Source organism: Lysobacter sp. 2RAF19, from assembly GCF_052115395.1.
Taxonomy (GTDB): Bacteria; Pseudomonadota; Gammaproteobacteria; order Xanthomonadales; family Xanthomonadaceae; genus Noviluteimonas.
Genome location: NZ_JBFRGO010000002.1, coordinates 392,352 through 409,132, shown reverse-complemented (window position 1 = coordinate 409,132; position 16,781 = coordinate 392,352). Strand labels below are relative to the sequence as shown.

12 protein-coding genes and 2 pseudogenes are annotated in these 16,781 nt (G+C 67.2%); 2 read left to right on the top strand and 12 right to left on the bottom strand.

The window, feature by feature from the left end; genetic code table 11:
* Positions 1-32: 32 nt before the first annotated feature.
* The 7 genes and pseudogenes from AB4059_RS08695 to AB4059_RS08665 all read right to left on the bottom strand — a co-directional run bounded on the left by AB4059_RS08695 (position 33) and on the right by AB4059_RS08665 (position 8,240).
* Positions 33-1,310, bottom strand: coding sequence for a septal ring lytic transglycosylase RlpA family protein (locus tag AB4059_RS08695; protein ID WP_498978520.1), 1,278 nt, complete (start codon positions 1,308-1,310; stop codon positions 33-35).
* Positions 1,311-1,381: 71 nt separating this feature from the next.
* Positions 1,382-2,488: pseudogene (gene mltB / locus AB4059_RS08690) on the bottom strand (lytic murein transglycosylase B); the annotation flags it as partial.
* 104 nt (positions 2,489-2,592) lie between these two features.
* Positions 2,593-3,705 carry a rod shape-determining protein RodA gene (gene rodA / locus AB4059_RS08685; RefSeq protein ID WP_498978519.1) on the bottom strand — a complete coding sequence of 371 codons (1,113 nt, stop codon included), beginning with the start codon at positions 3,703-3,705 and terminating at the stop codon, positions 2,593-2,595.
* Positions 3,702-5,615 carry a penicillin-binding protein 2 gene (mrdA, locus tag AB4059_RS08680; protein ID WP_498978518.1) on the bottom strand — a complete coding sequence of 638 codons (1,914 nt, stop codon included), beginning with the start codon at positions 5,613-5,615 and terminating at the stop codon, positions 3,702-3,704. Before mrdA ends, rodA begins: the two co-directional genes overlap by 4 nt.
* A gap of 10 nt (positions 5,616-5,625) precedes the next feature.
* Positions 5,626-6,111, bottom strand: coding sequence for a rod shape-determining protein MreD (gene mreD, locus AB4059_RS08675; protein ID WP_498978517.1), 486 nt, complete (start codon positions 6,109-6,111; stop codon positions 5,626-5,628).
* Positions 6,111-7,151: pseudogene (mreC, locus tag AB4059_RS08670) on the bottom strand (rod shape-determining protein MreC); the annotation flags it as partial. The gene mreD and the pseudogene mreC, both read right to left, overlap by 1 nt.
* Positions 7,152-7,193: 42 nt before the next feature.
* Positions 7,194-8,240 carry a rod shape-determining protein gene (locus AB4059_RS08665; protein WP_498959701.1) on the bottom strand — a complete coding sequence of 349 codons (1,047 nt, stop codon included), beginning with the start codon at positions 8,238-8,240 and terminating at the stop codon, positions 7,194-7,196.
* Positions 8,241-8,477: 237 nt separating this feature from the next.
* Here AB4059_RS08665 and AB4059_RS08660 point away from each other — a divergent pair, with 237 nt between their 5' ends.
* Positions 8,478-9,410, top strand: a complete 933-nt coding sequence (locus AB4059_RS08660; protein ID WP_498978516.1) for a carbohydrate kinase family protein — start codon at positions 8,478-8,480, stop codon at positions 9,408-9,410.
* Here AB4059_RS08660 and AB4059_RS08655 read toward each other — a convergent pair whose 3' ends face one another.
* The 5 genes from AB4059_RS08655 to AB4059_RS08635 form a co-directional block, all read right to left on the bottom strand.
* Positions 9,411-9,878 carry an aminoacyl-tRNA deacylase gene (locus AB4059_RS08655; protein ID WP_498978515.1) on the bottom strand — a complete coding sequence of 156 codons (468 nt, stop codon included), beginning with the start codon at positions 9,876-9,878 and terminating at the stop codon, positions 9,411-9,413.
* Positions 9,879-9,949: 71 nt separating this feature from the next.
* On the bottom strand, positions 9,950-10,678 hold the full coding sequence (locus tag AB4059_RS08650) for a hypothetical protein (protein WP_498978514.1): 729 nt from the start codon (positions 10,676-10,678) through the stop codon (positions 9,950-9,952).
* Positions 10,675-11,646 carry an alpha/beta fold hydrolase gene (locus AB4059_RS08645; protein WP_498978513.1) on the bottom strand — a complete coding sequence of 324 codons (972 nt, stop codon included), beginning with the start codon at positions 11,644-11,646 and terminating at the stop codon, positions 10,675-10,677. Before AB4059_RS08645 ends, AB4059_RS08650 begins: the two co-directional genes overlap by 4 nt.
* A gap of 4 nt (positions 11,647-11,650) precedes the next feature.
* Positions 11,651-13,600, bottom strand: coding sequence for a M1 family metallopeptidase (locus tag AB4059_RS08640; protein WP_498978512.1), 1,950 nt, complete (start codon positions 13,598-13,600; stop codon positions 11,651-11,653).
* Positions 13,601-13,737: 137 nt separating this feature from the next.
* Positions 13,738-14,325: an outer membrane beta-barrel protein gene (locus AB4059_RS08635; RefSeq protein ID WP_498978511.1), complete on the bottom strand. Its 588-nt coding sequence runs from the start codon at positions 14,323-14,325 to the stop codon at positions 13,738-13,740.
* Positions 14,326-14,487: 162 nt separating this feature from the next.
* Here AB4059_RS08635 and AB4059_RS08630 point away from each other — a divergent pair, with 162 nt between their 5' ends.
* The gene (locus AB4059_RS08630; protein ID WP_498978510.1) at positions 14,488-16,740 is read left to right on the top strand and encodes a carbohydrate binding family 9 domain-containing protein; all 2,253 of its coding nucleotides are present in this window, start codon (positions 14,488-14,490) and stop codon (positions 16,738-16,740) included.
* Positions 16,741-16,781 lie beyond the last annotated feature (41 nt).

Sequence of the window (16,781 nt, the reverse complement as noted above, 5' to 3'; positions counted from 1 at the left end):
CGAAGGGGGAAAGAACGCGATTCTAAGGAGAATCAATCGCGCACGATGTTTGGGCGGCCGAATCCGAGACCGGCGACGGTCGCGCTGAGTTCCGCAACGCGTTCGCCCGGCACCGGGCCGACGCGCAGGCGCCAGACTTTCTGGCCCGCGGCGGTGGCATCGAACAGGCGTGCATCGCGAATGCCGGCGCCTTCAAGCATCGCCAGCGCGCGCTCTGCATTGGCGCGTGCGGCGAAACTGGCGATCTGCAACACGACGGCGTCGCCCTTCACGGTCGGCGCAGGTTGCGCGGGGGGTGTTTCGGGCGCGGCCGGCGGTGGCGTGGAAGCGGCCGTTGCGGTGGGGAGCGGTGCCTTCACCGGTTCGGTGGGCGGGCGCGGGGCGGGCGTACCGGACTGGCCGGTCGCCACGTGCACCTGCCGCTGTTTCATCCACTTGTCGAACTCGTCGGCCGTCATCGCCTTGCCGTCCTGGCGCATGTCGAAGCGCCAGGGGCCGGGCGGCGTGGGTTCGGGCTCCGCGCTGGCGGGCGTCGGTTTGCGTTCGCCGGCTTGCGCGCTGGCGATCGGAAGCGCATCGACCATGCGGTCCATCGCGCTCGGCGACACAGGCGGCGGCGCGGGATCGGGTGAAGCCACGCGCATGTCGGGGCCGCGATCGTTCACGGTGAGCGCGCGCACTTCCACGTTCGCGGTGCCTGCCGGATACACGCCGAGCTTCACCGCAGCCGCGTAGCTGAGGTCGATCACGCGCCCGTCGTGGAAGGGGCCGCGATCGTTGACGCGCACGATCACCGACTTGCCGTTCGCCAGGTTGGTGACGCGTGCGAAGGACGGCAACGGCAAGGTCTTGTGCGCGGCGCTGAAGGCGTACATGTCGTACACCTCGAGCGACGAGGTGCGCCGGCCGTGGAATTTCTGGCCGTAGAACGACGCGGTGCCGCGTTCGACATAGCCGGAGGGATCGTCGAGCACGTGGTATTGCTTGCCGAGCACCGCGTAATCACGATTGCCGTAGCGCGAACGCGGTTCGGCGACGACCTCGGGTTCGGGGATCAGGTGCACGTCGTCGATCGGCGGCGGCGCGCTGTCCTTGATGCCCGGTGCGTAGAGGCCGCCGGCGGTGTAATCGCCGCGCTTGGAAAGGTCTTCCTGCGCGGGCGCGTAAGGCGAACGGCGTTTGCCGCCGGGCGTGTTCGCCGACGTGTTCGAAACGGTGGTGGAAGATTGCGAAGGCGTCGGCGCCTTGGTGGTCGGCGCGCCGCCGCAGGCGGCCAGCAACAGGCACATCGCCGGCAGCGCGCGCTTCATGGCGGCGTGGCCTGCGCCTGCACGGGCGGCGGCGGAACGGTCGCCAGCTGCGTCTGCTGCGCGATTTGCGCATCGCGCCCGGCGATCGATTCGGCGAGTTGGTACACGGCCGTCGCATACAAACGCGAGGTGTTGTACTTGGTGATCGCGCGGAAGTTGTCGAACACCATCCAGTATTCGGTGCCGCCGGCGCCGTCGAAGCGCACGATCTGCGCGGGCGTGGCGGGCGCGAGCGGAAGGTTGGTGCGATAGCCGATCGGCGCGAAGCTCTCGAAGGGCTGCATCACGTCGATGTTTTCGGCGCTGTAGTCGGTGGCCGACGGATCGCGCAGCGCGGCCGTCATCACCGGGCCGCCGCGTTTCCAGCCGCCCTTCTTCGCGAAATAGTTGGCGACCGATTCCACCGCGTCGTCGATGTTGACGAACAGATCGCGCTTGCCGTCGTTGTCGCCATCCACCGCGTACTGCCGGTAGCTGGACGGCATGAACTGGCCGTAGCCCATCGCGCCGGCATAGCTGCCCTTGAGCTGCGTGATGTCCAGGCCCGTTTCCTTGCCCAGGGCGAAGAATTGGCCGAGCTCGTCGCGGAAGAAAGCTTCGCGCTGGTTCTCGCGCGCGACCTTGGCCGGATCGCCGGTGCGCGGATAGTTGAAGGCGAGCGTGTACAGCGCATCGATGACCGGATAGCTGCCCTTGTTGCCGCCGTAGCTGGTTTCCACGCCGATGATCGCGGTGATGATTTCCGCCGGCACGCCGAAGCGGGCCTCGGCACGCGCGAGCGCATCGCGATTGGTCGACATGAAGGCCTTGCCGCCGTCGATGCGCCCTTGCGTGATGAAGATCGGGCGGTAGTCGCGCCAGGGTTTGGCTTCGGCCGGGCGCGACATCGCGGCGATGATGCCGTCGCGGATCTGCGCCTTCGCCAGCACCGATTCGATGTACGCAGGATCGATGTCGTACTTCGCCGCGGTCAGGCGCACGAAGTCGGCGCGCGCGGCGCTGATGTCGCGCAATTGCGCCGGGACGGGCGGTGCGGGCGTCGTGCTGCGGGTTGCGGCGGAAGCCGGCTTGACCTGCGTGATGGCGGGCGTCGGCGCGGTTTGCGGGGAAGGCGGGGCCTGGGTCGCGCACGCGGTCAGCGCGGCCAATGGAATGAGCAGTGCGGCACGGAACGTCATTGCGCCGGAGGGTAGCGCGTGGACGGGGAATGGGGAATAGGGAATGGGGAATTGTTGATCCGCCATGCATCAACCATTCCCTATTCCCTATTCCCGCCTTTGCTTCATGTCGTATGGCGCGGACGATGCGCGCCGACCGCCATCACCAGGCCCAGGCCCGCCAGCAGGGAAACCGCGGACGTACCGCCGTAACTCAGGAGCGGCATGGGCACGCCGACGACCGGCAACATGCCCGAAATCATCCCGCCGTTGACGATGACGTAGACGAAGAAGGACAGGCCCAACGCGCCCGCGAGCAGACGCGAATAGCCATCGCGCGCTTCGGCCGCGATCCACAGGCAGCGTCCGATCACGAACAGATACAGCGTGAGCACCGTGGCCACGCCGATCCAGCCGAACTCTTCGCTCAACACGGCGAAGATGAAATCGGTGGTGTGTTCGGGCAGGTAATCCAGGTGCGACTGCGAGCCCTGCCCCCAGCCCTTGCCCGTCATGCCGCCCGCGCCGATCGCGATCTTCGACTGGATGATGTTCCAGCCGGCGCCGAGCGGATCGGATTCGGGATTGAGGAAGGTCAGGATGCGTTCCTTCTGGTACTCGCGCAGCATGAAGAACCACGCGGCCGGCGCGACCGCCGCCACGCCGGCGAAGGCGGCGACGAACCACCACCACGACAAGCCGGCGAGGAACAGCGCGAACACGCCGCTGGAGGCCACCAGCATCCCCGTGCCGAAATCCGGTTGCAGCAGGATCAGCCCGAGCGGAATCGCGATCAGGGCGCCGGAGACCAGCACGACGCGGAAGCTCGGTGGCAAGGGTTCGCGCTGCAGGAACCACGCGACCATCATCGGCAGGCTCAACTTGATCACTTCCGAAGGCTGGAAGTAGAAGAAGCCCAGGTTGATCCAGTGGTTGCCGTGCTTGCCCTGCCCGATCGCGAGCACGAGCAGCAAGGGCAGCAGCGAAATGCCGTACACCAGCGGCGACCAGTGCCGCAGCCGCGTGGGCGGAATGCGCGACAGGCCCCACATCGCGGCCAGCCCCACGACGAAGCGCACGCCCTGCGCATAAACGAGTTTCGGGGTTTCGGCGCCCGCGCTGTACAACACGGCCAGGCCGATGGTCATCAAGGCCAGCAGCGCGGCGAGCAGCCACGGATCGACCGTGCGCATCACGCGCCCGGTGACATCCACGCCGATGCGGAGGATGGCGTTCATCGCGGCGGCGCCGGTGTCGGCGAAGGCGTCGCCGGGACTGCAGCGGCGACGGGAAGCTGCGTCGCCGGCGCCACTTCGGGCATCTTGCCCAGCAGGTAGGCGTCGAAGATCTTGCGTGCGATCGGGCCGGCGGTGCTCGCGCCGAAACCACCGTGTTCGACGGCGACGGCGACGGCGATCGTCGGGTTGTCCGCCGGCGCATAGCCGACGAACAAGGCCTGGTGGCGCAGGTTGAACGGCAACTGGTGCGGATCCACGCTTACGCCGCCACGGCGGCTGATCTTCTGCGCCGTGCCGGTCTTGCCCGCCATCAGGTACGGCGCGCCGCGCACGAGGCTGAAGCCCGTGCCGCCCGGCTGCATCGTCATCATCATGCCTTCCTGCACGGCACGCAGGTTGTCGGGATGGTCGGTGATGCGCACCGCGGGCGGCTGCGCGATCGGCAACCACGGCGTGTCGTATCCATCGCGACGCGCGGCGGCCAAGTGCGGGCGGATCAGGCGACCGCCGTTGGCGATCGCCGACACACCGCGCGCCAGCTGCAGCGTCGTGGCGACCCAATAGCCCTGCCCGATGCCTGCGATCACGGTTTCGCCGGCGTACCACTGGTCCTTCGTGCGCGTGGCCTTCCACGCCGGCGAAGGCACGATGCCGCTGGTTTCGCCGGCCAGGTCGATGCCCGAGGGCGCGCCGAATCCGTATTTGTGCATGTACGCGGCGAAGCGCTCGATGCCCATGTCGTAGGCGAGCTTGTAGTAGTAGAAGTTCACCGACGCGGCGATCGACTTGCGCAGGTCGGTCCACCCCGCGCCGCCGTGCGCGTCGCGATAGCCGCGCTTCTGGCCGGGAATGTGGAATTCGCCGGTGGAGAACACCTTGTCTTCCGGACGGCGCAGGCCGCTGTCCAGGCCCGCGAGCGCGATCAGCGGCTTCACCGTCGAACCCGGCGGCCCACCTCCGAGCACGTTGCGATTGAACAGCGGGCGCGAGGGATCATCCATCAGCGCCTTGTATTGCGCGTGCGAGATGCCGTTGACGAACAGGTTGGGGTCGTAGGAGGGCAGGCTCACCATCGCGAGGATTTCGCCGGTGCGCGGGTCGATCGCGACCGCCGAACCATCGTGATCCTCGAACGCGGCGACCATCGCCTTCTGCAGATCCAGGTCGATCGACAGGCGCAGGTCCGCGCCCGGCACCGCGGGCACCTGGCCGAGGCGACGCAGCGCGCGGCCTTCGACGTTGGTTTCGATCTTCTCGAAACCCACCTTGCCGCGCAGCGCTTCCTCGTAATAGCGCTCCAGCCCCGTCTTGCCGGTGTGCGTGAGCGCGGCGTCGACCTCGCCCATCTTCGCCAGGTCCGCCTGGTCGATGCGGCCGACGTAACCGATGATGTGCGCGAGCAGATCGCCGTAGGGGTAATGGCGATTGAGATAGGGCACGAGTTCGACGCCCGGGAAACGCCAGCGGTCGACGGCGAAGCGCGCCGCCTCTTCCTCGCCCACGCGCATCTTCAGCGTGATCGGGCGCCAGCCGTGCTTGCCCTTGCGTTCGATATCGAAACGTTCGATCTCTTCGGGATCGAGGGCGACGATCTTCGACAGGCTCGCGACCAGCTGTTGGGTGTCACCCGCCTGGTCGGGCACGACGTCCAGGCGGAAGGCCGGCACGTTTTCGGCGAGCACGCGGCCCTTGCGGTCGAGAATGAGCCCGCGGCCCGGCACGACCGGGCGCGGCTTGATGCGGTTGGCTTCCGAGCGCGTCGCGTATTCGTCGTGCTCGAGCACCTGCAGGCGGAAGTACCAGCCGCCCAGCCCGAACAGCGCGAGCGCGACCGCCGCGAACGCGATCAACGCGCGGGTGCGGAACTGCATCGCCTCGGCGAATGCGTTCTTCAGCTGGCGGCGGCGCATGCGACGGCCTTCAGCGGTTGCGCCACGCCCGCAGGCGCAGCGTGTCGAACAACAGGAACAACGGCGCCCACAGCACCATCCCGATCGCCGGCGCCACCCACGCCAGCGGCGGGAGCAGCGATTCGCCCAGCGCCAGATGCAGCGCGGTGGTCACGATGCGATCGTTGAGCAACAGCGCGCCGATCGCCAGTGCCTGTTGCGAGAGCGGGAAAAAGCGCAGCCGCGCGCGGAAGCGCTGCAGGATGAACGCGAGGATGGTCAGGCGCAGCGCCTGTTCGCCGAGCAGGCTGCCGAAACACAGGTCCGCGATGAGGCCGACGACGAACGCGAAGCCCAGGCCCACGCGATCGGGTTCTTCGAGCACCCAGTACGCCAGCGCGAGCGCGAGCCAGTACGGCCGCAGCGGCGCGACCTGCGCCGGAAGCGGCAGCAAGCCGAGCAGCAGCGCGACCACGATGCTGACGGGAAGGACCCAGGCGGCGCGTTCGCGGCTCATGGGCGCGCCCCGGTGGTGGCGGGCGCGGGCTGCGTCGTTGCGGGCGCGGGCTGCGTCGTTGCGGCGGGCTTGGCCGATGCCGCCGGCGCGCGCGCCTTGAGCTGCGCACGCGTGGGAATGGCGGCGGTCGATGCGGGAACGGCGGCGCTCGATGCGCTGGCCGGCGCGGTGGTCGCCGGCGCGGGGCCGATCACCGGGCGTTCGGGTGCGCTGCGCAGCAGCAGCACGTCGCGGCCGCGATCCAGTTGCGCGGCGGGCGTGACATCGCCGACGAGGAACGCGCGGCTGTCGTCGGGCCGCAGCGCGGAGATCCTGCCGACGGGGAAACCCGCGGGAAAACGTTCGCCGAGACCGGACGTGACGACGACATCGCCGACCTTCACGTCGCTCGACAAGGGGATGCTCGCCAGCGCGAGCCGATCGCTGCGCCCCGTGCCGTAGGCGACCAGGCGTACGCCGTTGCGCATCACGGCGACGGGCACGGCATGGTCGGGATCGGTGAGCAACAAGGCGGTCGAATGCGACGCGGTGGTGGCGATGACCTGGCCGACCACGCCGCCGGCATCGATCACGACCTGGCCCACGCGCACGCCGTCGCTGCTGCCGGCATCGAGCACCAGGCGTTGCCGCGTGGGATCCAGGTCGATGTCGAGGATGGGCGCGAGCTGCACGTCCAGGCCGCCGCGCTGCACGACGCCGAGCATGCGGCGCAGGCGATCGTTGTCGGCGGCCGCCGCCTGCAGGCGCGCCATGCGCGCGCTGTCGACGAGCATCTGGTTGCGCATGCGGCGGTTTTCTTCGATGAGCGAGGTGCGCGTGCCGGCATCGTCGCTGATCGAATCGATCATGGCCCCGGGCCAGCCGGCCACGGCCCACATCGGTTGCACGAACGCCTGCGCCTGCTGGCGGACCTGCGAGAGCCAACCGCCGCGATGGTCCAGCAGGATCAGCGCGAAGGCCGCGGCCAGATACGCCAGCAGCCGAAGCGTGCCGACGATTTCGCCGGGGCGGGCAGCTGCTGGACCGGCGTAGGACGGCACGATGGCGGCGAGGAAGGAAGGCCTGGCGGGAAAGGGGCTCGCTTATTCCGGAGCGAAGAACTCGTTGCCGTGCATGTCGAGCATCTCCAGCGCACGGCCACCGCCACGCGCCACGCACGTCAGCGGATCGTCGGCCACCTGCACATGCAGGCCGGTTTCTTCGGTCAGCAGGCGATCCAGGTCGCGCAACAGCGCGCCACCACCGGTGAGCACGATGCCGCGCTCGGCGACGTCGGCGCACAGTTCCGGCGGGGTCTGCTCCAGCGCCTGCTTCACCGCCGCCACGATGCCGGCGAGCGGCTCGCGCAGCGCTTCGAGGACTTCGTTGGAGGTGATGGTGATCATCTTCGGCACGCCCTCGGCCAGGTGGCGGCCCGAGATTTCCATCGTGCGCACTTCCTTCGGCGGGTAGGCGCAACCGATTTCGAGCTTGATGCGCTCGGCCGTCGCGTCGCCGATCAGCATGCCCTGCGTGCGGCGGACGTAGGCGATGATCGCCTCGTCGAAGCGGTCGCCGCCGATGCGGGCCGACTGCGAGTACACGATGCCGTTGAGGGCGATGACCGCGACTTCCGTCGTGCCGCCGCCGATGTCCACGACCATCGAGCCGCAGGCTTCGGTCACCGGCATGCCGGCGCCGATGGCGGCGGCCATGGGTTCTTCGACCAGGTGGACCTCGCGGGCACCGGCTTCTTCGGCCGATTCCTTGATCGCGCGGCGCTCGACCTGGGTCGAACCGCAGGGCACGCACACCAGCACGCGCGGGCTGGGGCGCAGCAGGCGCGACTTGTGCACCTTGCGGATGAAGTGCTTCAGCATTTCCTCGGTGTAGGTGAAGTCGGCGATGACGCCGTCCTTCATCGGCCGGATCGTGGTGATGTGGCCCGGGGTGCGGCCCAGCATCTGCTTGGCCTCCGTGCCGACCGCCGCGACCGTCTTGGAGCCGCCGCCGAGGCGATCCTGGCGCACGGCGACCACGGACGGCTCGTTGAGCACGATGCCCTGCCCGCGGACGTAGATGAGGGTGTTGGCCGTGCCCAGATCGATGGACAGGTCGCTGGAGAAGTAGCGGCCGAGGAACTTGAACATTCGGGGGGAGTCGCCTGCATGCGGGCGGCACTGGAAATCGTGCCGCGAAGGTGCGCTAGCCTATCCTTCCCCCTGCCCCCCAGCAAGCGCGGAGTGCGCGTTTTTTCCGGGGATTTCGGGCAATTCGACGGCCTCCGCAGAATCGCCTCCGAAGTGGCCCGTTCTGGCCATGCGGGCAACGGGCCGCTACCCTGTGCGCCCCGCGGGCCCAGCCCGGCCCGAATACAAGGTTTCCCGATGTCCGCCCTGATCTGCGGTTCCCTGGCCTACGACACCATCATGGTGTTCCCCGACCAGTTCAAGAACCACATCCTGCCGGACAAGGTGCACATCCTGAATGTCTCCTTCCTCGTGCCGAGGATGCGCCGGGAGTTCGGTGGTTGCGCGGGCAACATCGCCTACAACCTCAAGCTGCTGGGCGGCGATCCGATCCCGATGGCCACCGTCGGCCAGGATTTCGGCCCGTATCGCGAGTGGTTCGTCGAACAGGACATCCGCCTGGACCAGGTCAAGGTGATCGACGAGTTGTTCACGCCGCAGGCTTTCATCACCACCGACCACGACAACAACCAGATCACCGCCTTCCATCCGGGCGCGATGATGCGCAGCTACGAAAACCACGTGAAGGACGTGGCGGGCGTGAGCTTCGGCATCGTGAGCCCCGACGGCCGCGAAGGCATGTTGCAGAACGCCAAGGAATTCGCCGAGGGCAGCATCCCCTTCATCTTCGATCCGGGCCAGGCGATGCCGCTGTTCAACGGGCAGGAACTGCGCGAGTTCATCGAGCTGGCCGACTACGTCACCGTCAACGATTACGAATCCAACCTGCTGCAGGAGCGCACGGGCTGGAACGAGAAGGACATCGTTTCGCGCACGAAGGCCTACATCGTCACGCGCGGCCCGCAGGGCGCGCAGATCCACACGCCGGGCAAGTCCTACGACGTGCCGCCCGCGCACGAGCGCCGCGTCACCGACCCCACCGGTTGCGGCGACGCATTCCGCGCGGGCCTGATCTTCGGCATCGAAAAGGGCGCGGACTGGATGACGATCGGGCGCATCGGAAATCTGATGGGCGCGCTGAAGGTCGAACACCCGGGCACGCAGAACCAGCGCTTCGATTACGCGGACTTCAGCGAGCAATTCCGCCAGCAGTTCGGCTACGCGCTGTAATCACATCACGTGCGCCAGCCAGAGCAACTCTGGCTGCGCGAGGCGCTCGAATTCCTTGTACGGCATCTGCACCGCATCGGTGTGCGTGCCGGCGTTGAACGCGATTTCGTGGTGCGAGGCCAGGCGCGAGTCGACGAACACCGGCATCCCGTAGAGGTTGCCGAACGGCGGCATCGCACCGACTTCGCAATCGGGGAATGCGTCCTTGAATTCGGTTTCTTCGGCCAGTTCGGTCATGCGCCCGCCCAGGGCGCGCGACAGCCGCGTCAGGTCGACGCGATACGCCGCGGGCATTACCATCATCGCGAGCGTGCCGTCGACTTTCAGCATCACGGTCTTGGCGAACACCTGGCGGCTGACTTGCGCGGCACTGGCGGTTTCGTGCGCGGTGACCGTGCGATCGTGCACCAGCGTGGAATAGTGGGAATGTTGCTGGTCGAGATAGTTGTGCAGGCGCGGTGACAGCATGGTCGCCTCCGCTCCGGTGGGGACGTCGAGCTTAGTCCCCTCGCGCTAACCCGGCGTGATCGTTCGTCGGACTACTTCCACTTCGGCAGCTTGCCCTTGTCCACGCCACCGGTTTCGAACACCGCCGTGCGCGTGCCGCCGGCCTTCACCGGGAACTCGATCGACAGGGCCGTCTTCGCCTGCGCGGCCATGCGCCACAACGCGCCCTGGTCGGTGATGAACATCGCGATCGCCTCATCGGTCTTCGGGCGCGAAGCCGCCATCGCCTTCGGTTTTCCGTCGTCGATCGCCACCTTCACCTTGCACCCCGAATAGCAATCGAAGTCGCCCTTCTCCAGCACCAGGTACGCGCTCTTTCCCCATTCGGGATGGTCGCGGAAGATCAGGCGAACGGGGCGCTTGCCGCCGCCGGTGTCGACTTCCTCCTTCGAATAGATCGCCGCCGAAATTTGCGTGCCGCCCTTCGCCGGTTGTGTCTGGTAGGCCCACAGTGCGGCGCGGCGTCGCGCATCGTCTTCGGCGTGCAGATGCGCGCGCGCGTCATCGAGCTTGGCCTGGATGCGCTTGGCGGCGGCGGAGTTCGGATAATCCATCTGCAGCGAATCGCCGTAGCCGCGCGCGAGTTTCCAATCGCTGCGCGCGTACGCGTCCTCGAATTCCTTTTCCTTGCCGGCGGCGAGTTGATCCACGCGCGCCGACTCGGCGGCCGCGGCCTTCGCGGCGGCCTGCGGATCTTCCTTCGGGCCACAGGCGGCAAGCAGCAGCGCGACGGTGAGCGTGGAGCCAATGCGGGCGTTCATCGGGGCTGGCCTCGTTCGATGAGTCGGTCGATGGCGATGGCGACGTCTTCGGGCCGTTCCATGATCGACATGTGGCCGCAATCATCGAGCATCACGCCCGTCGCCTGCGGAATGCGGTCAGCGTACAACCCGAGCGCGCTGGGATCGATCACGGTGTCCTGCCGGCACCACAGCAACAACGTGGGCTGGCGGATGCGTGCGGCTTCGTTGCCGGGAAGAAACCGTTCGGGGCCGCGGCCGATCGCGGCGAGCACCTGTTGTTCGAATTCCGCATCGCGCATGCGACGCGCGATGTAGGCCTTGTCGGCCGGCCACGGCACCCACGGCCGCATGTCTTCCCGATGGAAGACGGTGGCGAAGAAACGATCCAGGCTCGCGCGATCGCGCACGGCATATGGATTGCCACCGGCGAGGACCTGTTTGCCGAAGTCGTTGTCGTTGAAGCGCACGCCTGCCGCATCGATCAACGCCACGCGCGAGACCAGGTCCGGATGGCCCGCCGCGACGAGCGCCGCGATGCCGCCGCCCATCGAGTGCCCGACGAGCACGACCGGCTTGCCTGGCGAGACATTGCGGATGAACGCGGCCAGGCGCTCGCTCTGCGCGAGGAAGCCGTAGTTCTCGTTCGGAATGCGCTGGCTTTCGCCCCACCCCGGCAGGTCGGGAATCACGAGGCGATATTTGCCCGCCAGCGCACGCGCGACGGGATAGAAGTTTTCCTTGCCGCCGACGAAGCCGTGCACCATCACGATCGTCGGCGCATCGGCCGTCTTCGCTTCGCGCGTCGCGTAGACCCAGCGGTGTCCGGCGACGTCCCGCGTTTCCCGCGACAACTTCGCATCGTGCCGTTGCCGCGCGAAATCCATGCGGATCGCCGCGTCCGGATCGACGAGGACGTACGCGAACAACGCAAGCAACGCGGCCGCCACGAGGGCGGCCGCGAGGGCGACTTGGCGGGATCGCGTCATCCGCTTATTGCGCGTTCTTGGACTTCGCCGCGTCGATCACCGCTTGCACCGAACCGGTGGTGATCGGGTGGTAGCCCGGCTTGGCCTTGGCGAAGGTTTCCTCGGCGAGCTTCAGGCCGGCCGGCGTTTTCACCAACTCGTTGTACGTCGGCATGATCAGCTTGCGACGGCCGATCTTCTGCAGGAACGCGGCGATGGCTTCATTGGCCTGCGTGTAACCGCTGCGCACCGCGAGCGGATACCAGCGCTGCGCGATCTCGCCGTTCGGCGTGCCGGTGAACTTGTACGCCGTGTCCAGTTCTTCCATCTGCTTGGTGTTGAGCGTGGTGGGCATGCCTTCGATGAAGTGCACCCACTCCTGCGTCGACCACTTGCCGGTGGCATCGGCGGCCGGCAGCGTGCCGTCCTGCAGCCAGGCCTTGCGTGCGGCATCGACGGCGTCGAAGCGCGGCGACGCGGTCTGCGGCGCATCGGAGGGGACGCCGGGCTGGTGCAGCCATTCGTCGAACTCCTGCTGCGTGACCTTGCCCGGATACTTGTCGAGCAGGTTGGCCTTCGCGTAGTCGGCGAATTGCTGCGAGGAGATCGACTGGAACGCGAAATGGTCGAAGTAGCCGCGCAGGAACGCATCGAAGTTGTCGCGGCCGAAGCGCTGCTCGAGGAACTGCATGAACCACGCGCCCTTGGTGTAGACCGTCGAGCTGAGGTTGTCGTCGGGATCCTTCAGTTCGCCCGGCGCGCCGGCGAGCTTCTGCAGCGGCTTGTTGTCCTCGGTGTATTCGGACTTCAGCTCGTTGCGGTTGATCACCAGCTCCATGTCCGAACGCGGCTTGCCGTACAGCGCTTCGACGATGCGGTTTTCGACGTAGCTGGTCACGCCTTCGTTGAGCCAGGCGTCCTTCGCGGTGGAGAAGGTCACCAGGTTGCCCGACCAGCTGTGCGCGAGTTCATGCGCCACCAGCGAGACGAGCGACTTGTCGCCGACGATCACGGTCGGCGTAGCGAAGGTCAGGCGCGGATTTTCCATGCCGCCGTAGGGGAACGACGGCGGCAGCACGAGGATGTCGTAGCGGTCCCAGCGATACGGGCCGTACAGCTTTTCGGCGGTGTCGATCATCTTGCCGGTGTCGGCGAATTCGGCGGCCGCCGGCTTCACGGTGCCCGGTTCGGCCCACACGCCGGCCCTGTCGGTGATCGGCTGGAAGACCAGGTCGCCGGCCGCGATCGCGAGCAGGTAGGACGGGATCTTCTGCGGCATCTTGAAGCTGTAGTCGCCGTCGCGCGCGGCCTTGGGATCGTTGTCGGCGCTCATCAGCACCATCGCGTCCTTCGGTGCGGTGACGTGCGCGGTGTAGGAGAAGCGCACGATCGGCGTGTCCTGCAAGGGCACCCACGAACGCGCGTGGATCTGCTGCGACTGGCTGAACATGAAAGGCTGCTTCTTGCCGGCCGTCATCGACGGTTCGAGCCACTGCAGGCCCGAGGCATTCGGCGACGTCGTGTACGTCACGCGCACTTGCTTGGGGCGCTGCGGCGTTTCGATGGTGAGCTTCGTGCCGAGCACCTTGTCGGCGCCGTCGGCGAGCTTGAACTGCAGCGGTGCCCACTTCCCGTCGGCGCCCAGGCCCTCGGCCTTCGCGATGGTGAGATCGCGGGTGTCGAGCACCAGTTGCGTGGCGGTGGGGTCGACCCAGTCCAGCGAATAGGTGGCGGTACCCGACAGGGTCTTCTTCGCGAAGTCGAGCGCGAGGTCGAGCGCGAGGTCGGTCGTGCGGACCTTGTCGGGTTGCGAATAGGAGTGTTCGTCGGTCACGGCGGCGGCCTGCGTGGCGGGGGCGGCGGCGGCAGTCGAGGACGCAGCGGGCGTGGCCGGCGTCGCAGGGGTTTCGTTCTTCGCGCAGGCGCTGAGCGCGAGCGTGACGGCCAGGGACAGCATGAGGGGGGCGTGGCGCATGCGGGCGGACTCTCCGGGGAACCGAGGCGGCCGAGTGTAGCCTCGACGCCGCCCGCACGCGCAAAGGCGCCCTGAACGACGCAGCCCGGCCGAAGCCGGGCTGCGGGTGGCGATGGCAGGACCTGTCCGGCGGTGAATCACCAGCTCATGCGCGGGCCGACGAACCATTGGGTATCGCCGCCGATGAACTTCACGTCCGCCGCAAGGCCGAAGGATTGGCTGAACTTGGCCTGCGCGCCGACGCGGGCGTAGAACTCGCCGTTGCCGTACGCCACGTCGCCGTATCCGCCGAGTGCGTAGCCTTCGAAGTGCTTGCCCATCGCGGCACGCACGCCGCCTTCGATGGAAGCGCCGTTGTTGTCGTTGCTGAACTTGCGGCCGTAGCTGATGTATTCCGAATCCGCCATGGTCCAGGCCAGCCGGCCGACGAAATCGACGTTGTCGCTGAGGCCGTGGCGGTAGCCCATGCCGAGCGACCACTGCGTGGTGTCGAAATCGGAGTAGACGTTCGAAACGGCAATGCTGTGATCGGCGTAGCTGCCGAAGACGTGGAAGTTCTCGTTCAACGCCCAGGAGCCGTTGATCGCCCAGCCATCGGCGTCGCGGCCGGCGTCGCTGTGAACGTAACCAGCTTCGGCGTAGGTGTAGGACAGGTCGGGGGCCTTGGCAGATGCCGCAAACGGCAGGGCGGCGAGCAGGACGAGGGCGAAACAGGAACGTTGCATTTGCTTGGAACCTCGGGGTTGGTGTGCGGGCGATGCTGACGGCGGCGTCGGCGCGGCTCCATCGGCCTTTGGTGAGGCCGTGTCCACAACGGGACGCAATGCCTCCACGCCCCGACTTCCGGCACGCTCGCCGCGCGAGGCGAATCTCCATGCTCCGCGCCCATGCCTGTCCTGACTTCGAGCGGCCCGCTCCGGCGCGCCCTGTTCTGCCTTGTCGCGCTCGTCGCGGCCACGCCCGCCCTCGCGCAGACCGCGGCCCCCGCCGCGCCCGCGACCCGGACCGTCGTGCGCGACATTCCGCGCGCGCCCTCGGACATCGTCGTCGACGGCGTGCTCGACGATGTCGCGTGGGCCTCGGCGACGCCGATCGACCTGGTCTTCGAGGTCACGCCGAACGACAACACGCCCGCGCCGGTGAAGACCACCGCGCGCATGGCCTACACCGACGACGCGCTGCTGATTTCCTTCCACGCCGAGGATCCCGATCCGACGAAGCTGCGCGCGTTCCTGCGCGATCGCGATTCGCTGTACAGCGACGACTTCGTCGGCGTGATGCTCGACACCTTCGACGACCAACGCCGCGCGTACGAGTTCTTCGTCAATCCCTTCGGCGTGCAGGCCGACCTGATCAAGGAAGAGTCGACCAACTCCGAGGACGACAGCTGGGACGGCCTGTGGGAAAGCGCGGCGAAGGTGACCGAACACGGTTACGACGTGGAAATGCGCATCCCCTTCGCGACGCTGCGCTTCCGCGACACCGACGGCACGCGCCGCTGGGGCGCGACGTTCCTGCGCGTGCGTCCGCGCGATTTCCGGTACCAGTACTTCAGTAACCGCGTCGAGCGCGGTTCGAAGTGCATGACGTGCACCTTCGACAAGGTCGATGGCTTCGTCGGTGTGAAGCAGGGCAAGAACCTGGAGATCACGCCGACGCTCACGATGTTGCACGCCGAAGAGCGCGCGCGCCCCGGCGCGGAATGGACCAACGACGGCACCGACATCGAACCGGGCGTCGACGTGGCCTGGGCGCCGAGCCCGAACCTGACGCTCAACGCGACGCTGAATCCGGATTTCTCGCAGGTCGAAACCGACCAGGCGCAGCTCGACCTCAATACGAGCTTCGCGTTGTTTTTCCCGGAGAAGCGGCCGTTCTTCCTCGAAGGCGCCGATTACTTCACCACGCCGCTGCAGGTGCTCTACACGCGCCAGATCGCCGACCCCGATGGCGGTTTGCGCGTCACCGGCCGTAACGGCGGGCAGGCCTACGGCGCGATCCTCGCGCGCGACGCGACCACGCAATTGCTCGTGCCGGGACCGCTGGGTTCGTCGTTCCGTTTCCTCGAGCAATCGGCGGACGATTTCGTCGGCCGCTATCGCTACGACCTGGACGCGTACACCAGCGTGGGCGCGATCGCGACCTACCGTTCCGGCGATGGCTATCGCAACTCGGTCGGCGGCATCGACGCGCGCTACCAGAAGGACGAGCACACGCTGATCGGCCAGTGGCTGGGCAGCGATTCGGTGTATCCCGATGGCCTCGCGCTGCGCGACACGTCGCCGAAGGGCGACGCGCTGTACCTCAAATATGCGTTCGCCAACCGCAACTGGCGTTTCAATGTGCAGCACCAGGCCGTCGACGACGGTTTCCGCGCGGACCTGGGCTTCATCACGCAGGTCGGTTACGACAAGCAGACGATCGGTGGCGGCCGCACGTGGTTCATGCCGAAGGGTTCGACGGTGAGCCGGATCGAATTCAACGGCGATTGGGACATCACGCATCGCTTCGACGGGCAGTTGCTCGAGAAGGAGCTCGAGGGCTATCTCTCGGCGCGCGCGTCACGCCAAGGGTATTACGAACTCGGTGGGCTGTCGCGCACGCGTTTCTGGAGCGGCCGGATGTTCGACGAGCAGTGGGGCACGTTCTACTTCGAACTGGTGCCGTGGGCGCCGATCAAGGTCGGCGGTAATTTCCAGGACGGTGCCGCGCTGGATCTGCTCGCTTCGCGCACGGGGCATCTGGTCGACGCCGAGCCGTTCGTGCAGTTGGACATCGGGCGGGGGATCAATCTCAACGTGACGTACACCTTGCAGCAGTTGCATCGGGACGGTGGCACGGCGTACGACGCGCGCGTTCTGGACGGGCGGCTGAGTTGGCAGTTCGATCCGCGTCAGCGGGTGCGTCTGTCGGTGCAGAGCAGCGACATCGATCGGGATCCGGCGTTGTACGAGGTTCCGGTGTTGCGCCATTCGAGCGATGTTGCGGCGCAGGTGTTGTATTCGTACAAGCTCAATCCGCGCAGTGCGCTGTATGCGGGGTATTCGGAAGGCGGGTTCGAGGACGACGAGGTGCGCAATATGTTCACCAATACGCGCAGTTTGTTCCTCAAGATCAGTTATGCGTGGCAGCCGGGCTGATTAAAGGCGGTGCGCAGAAGCGTCTGCGGCTTGTTGGGAGC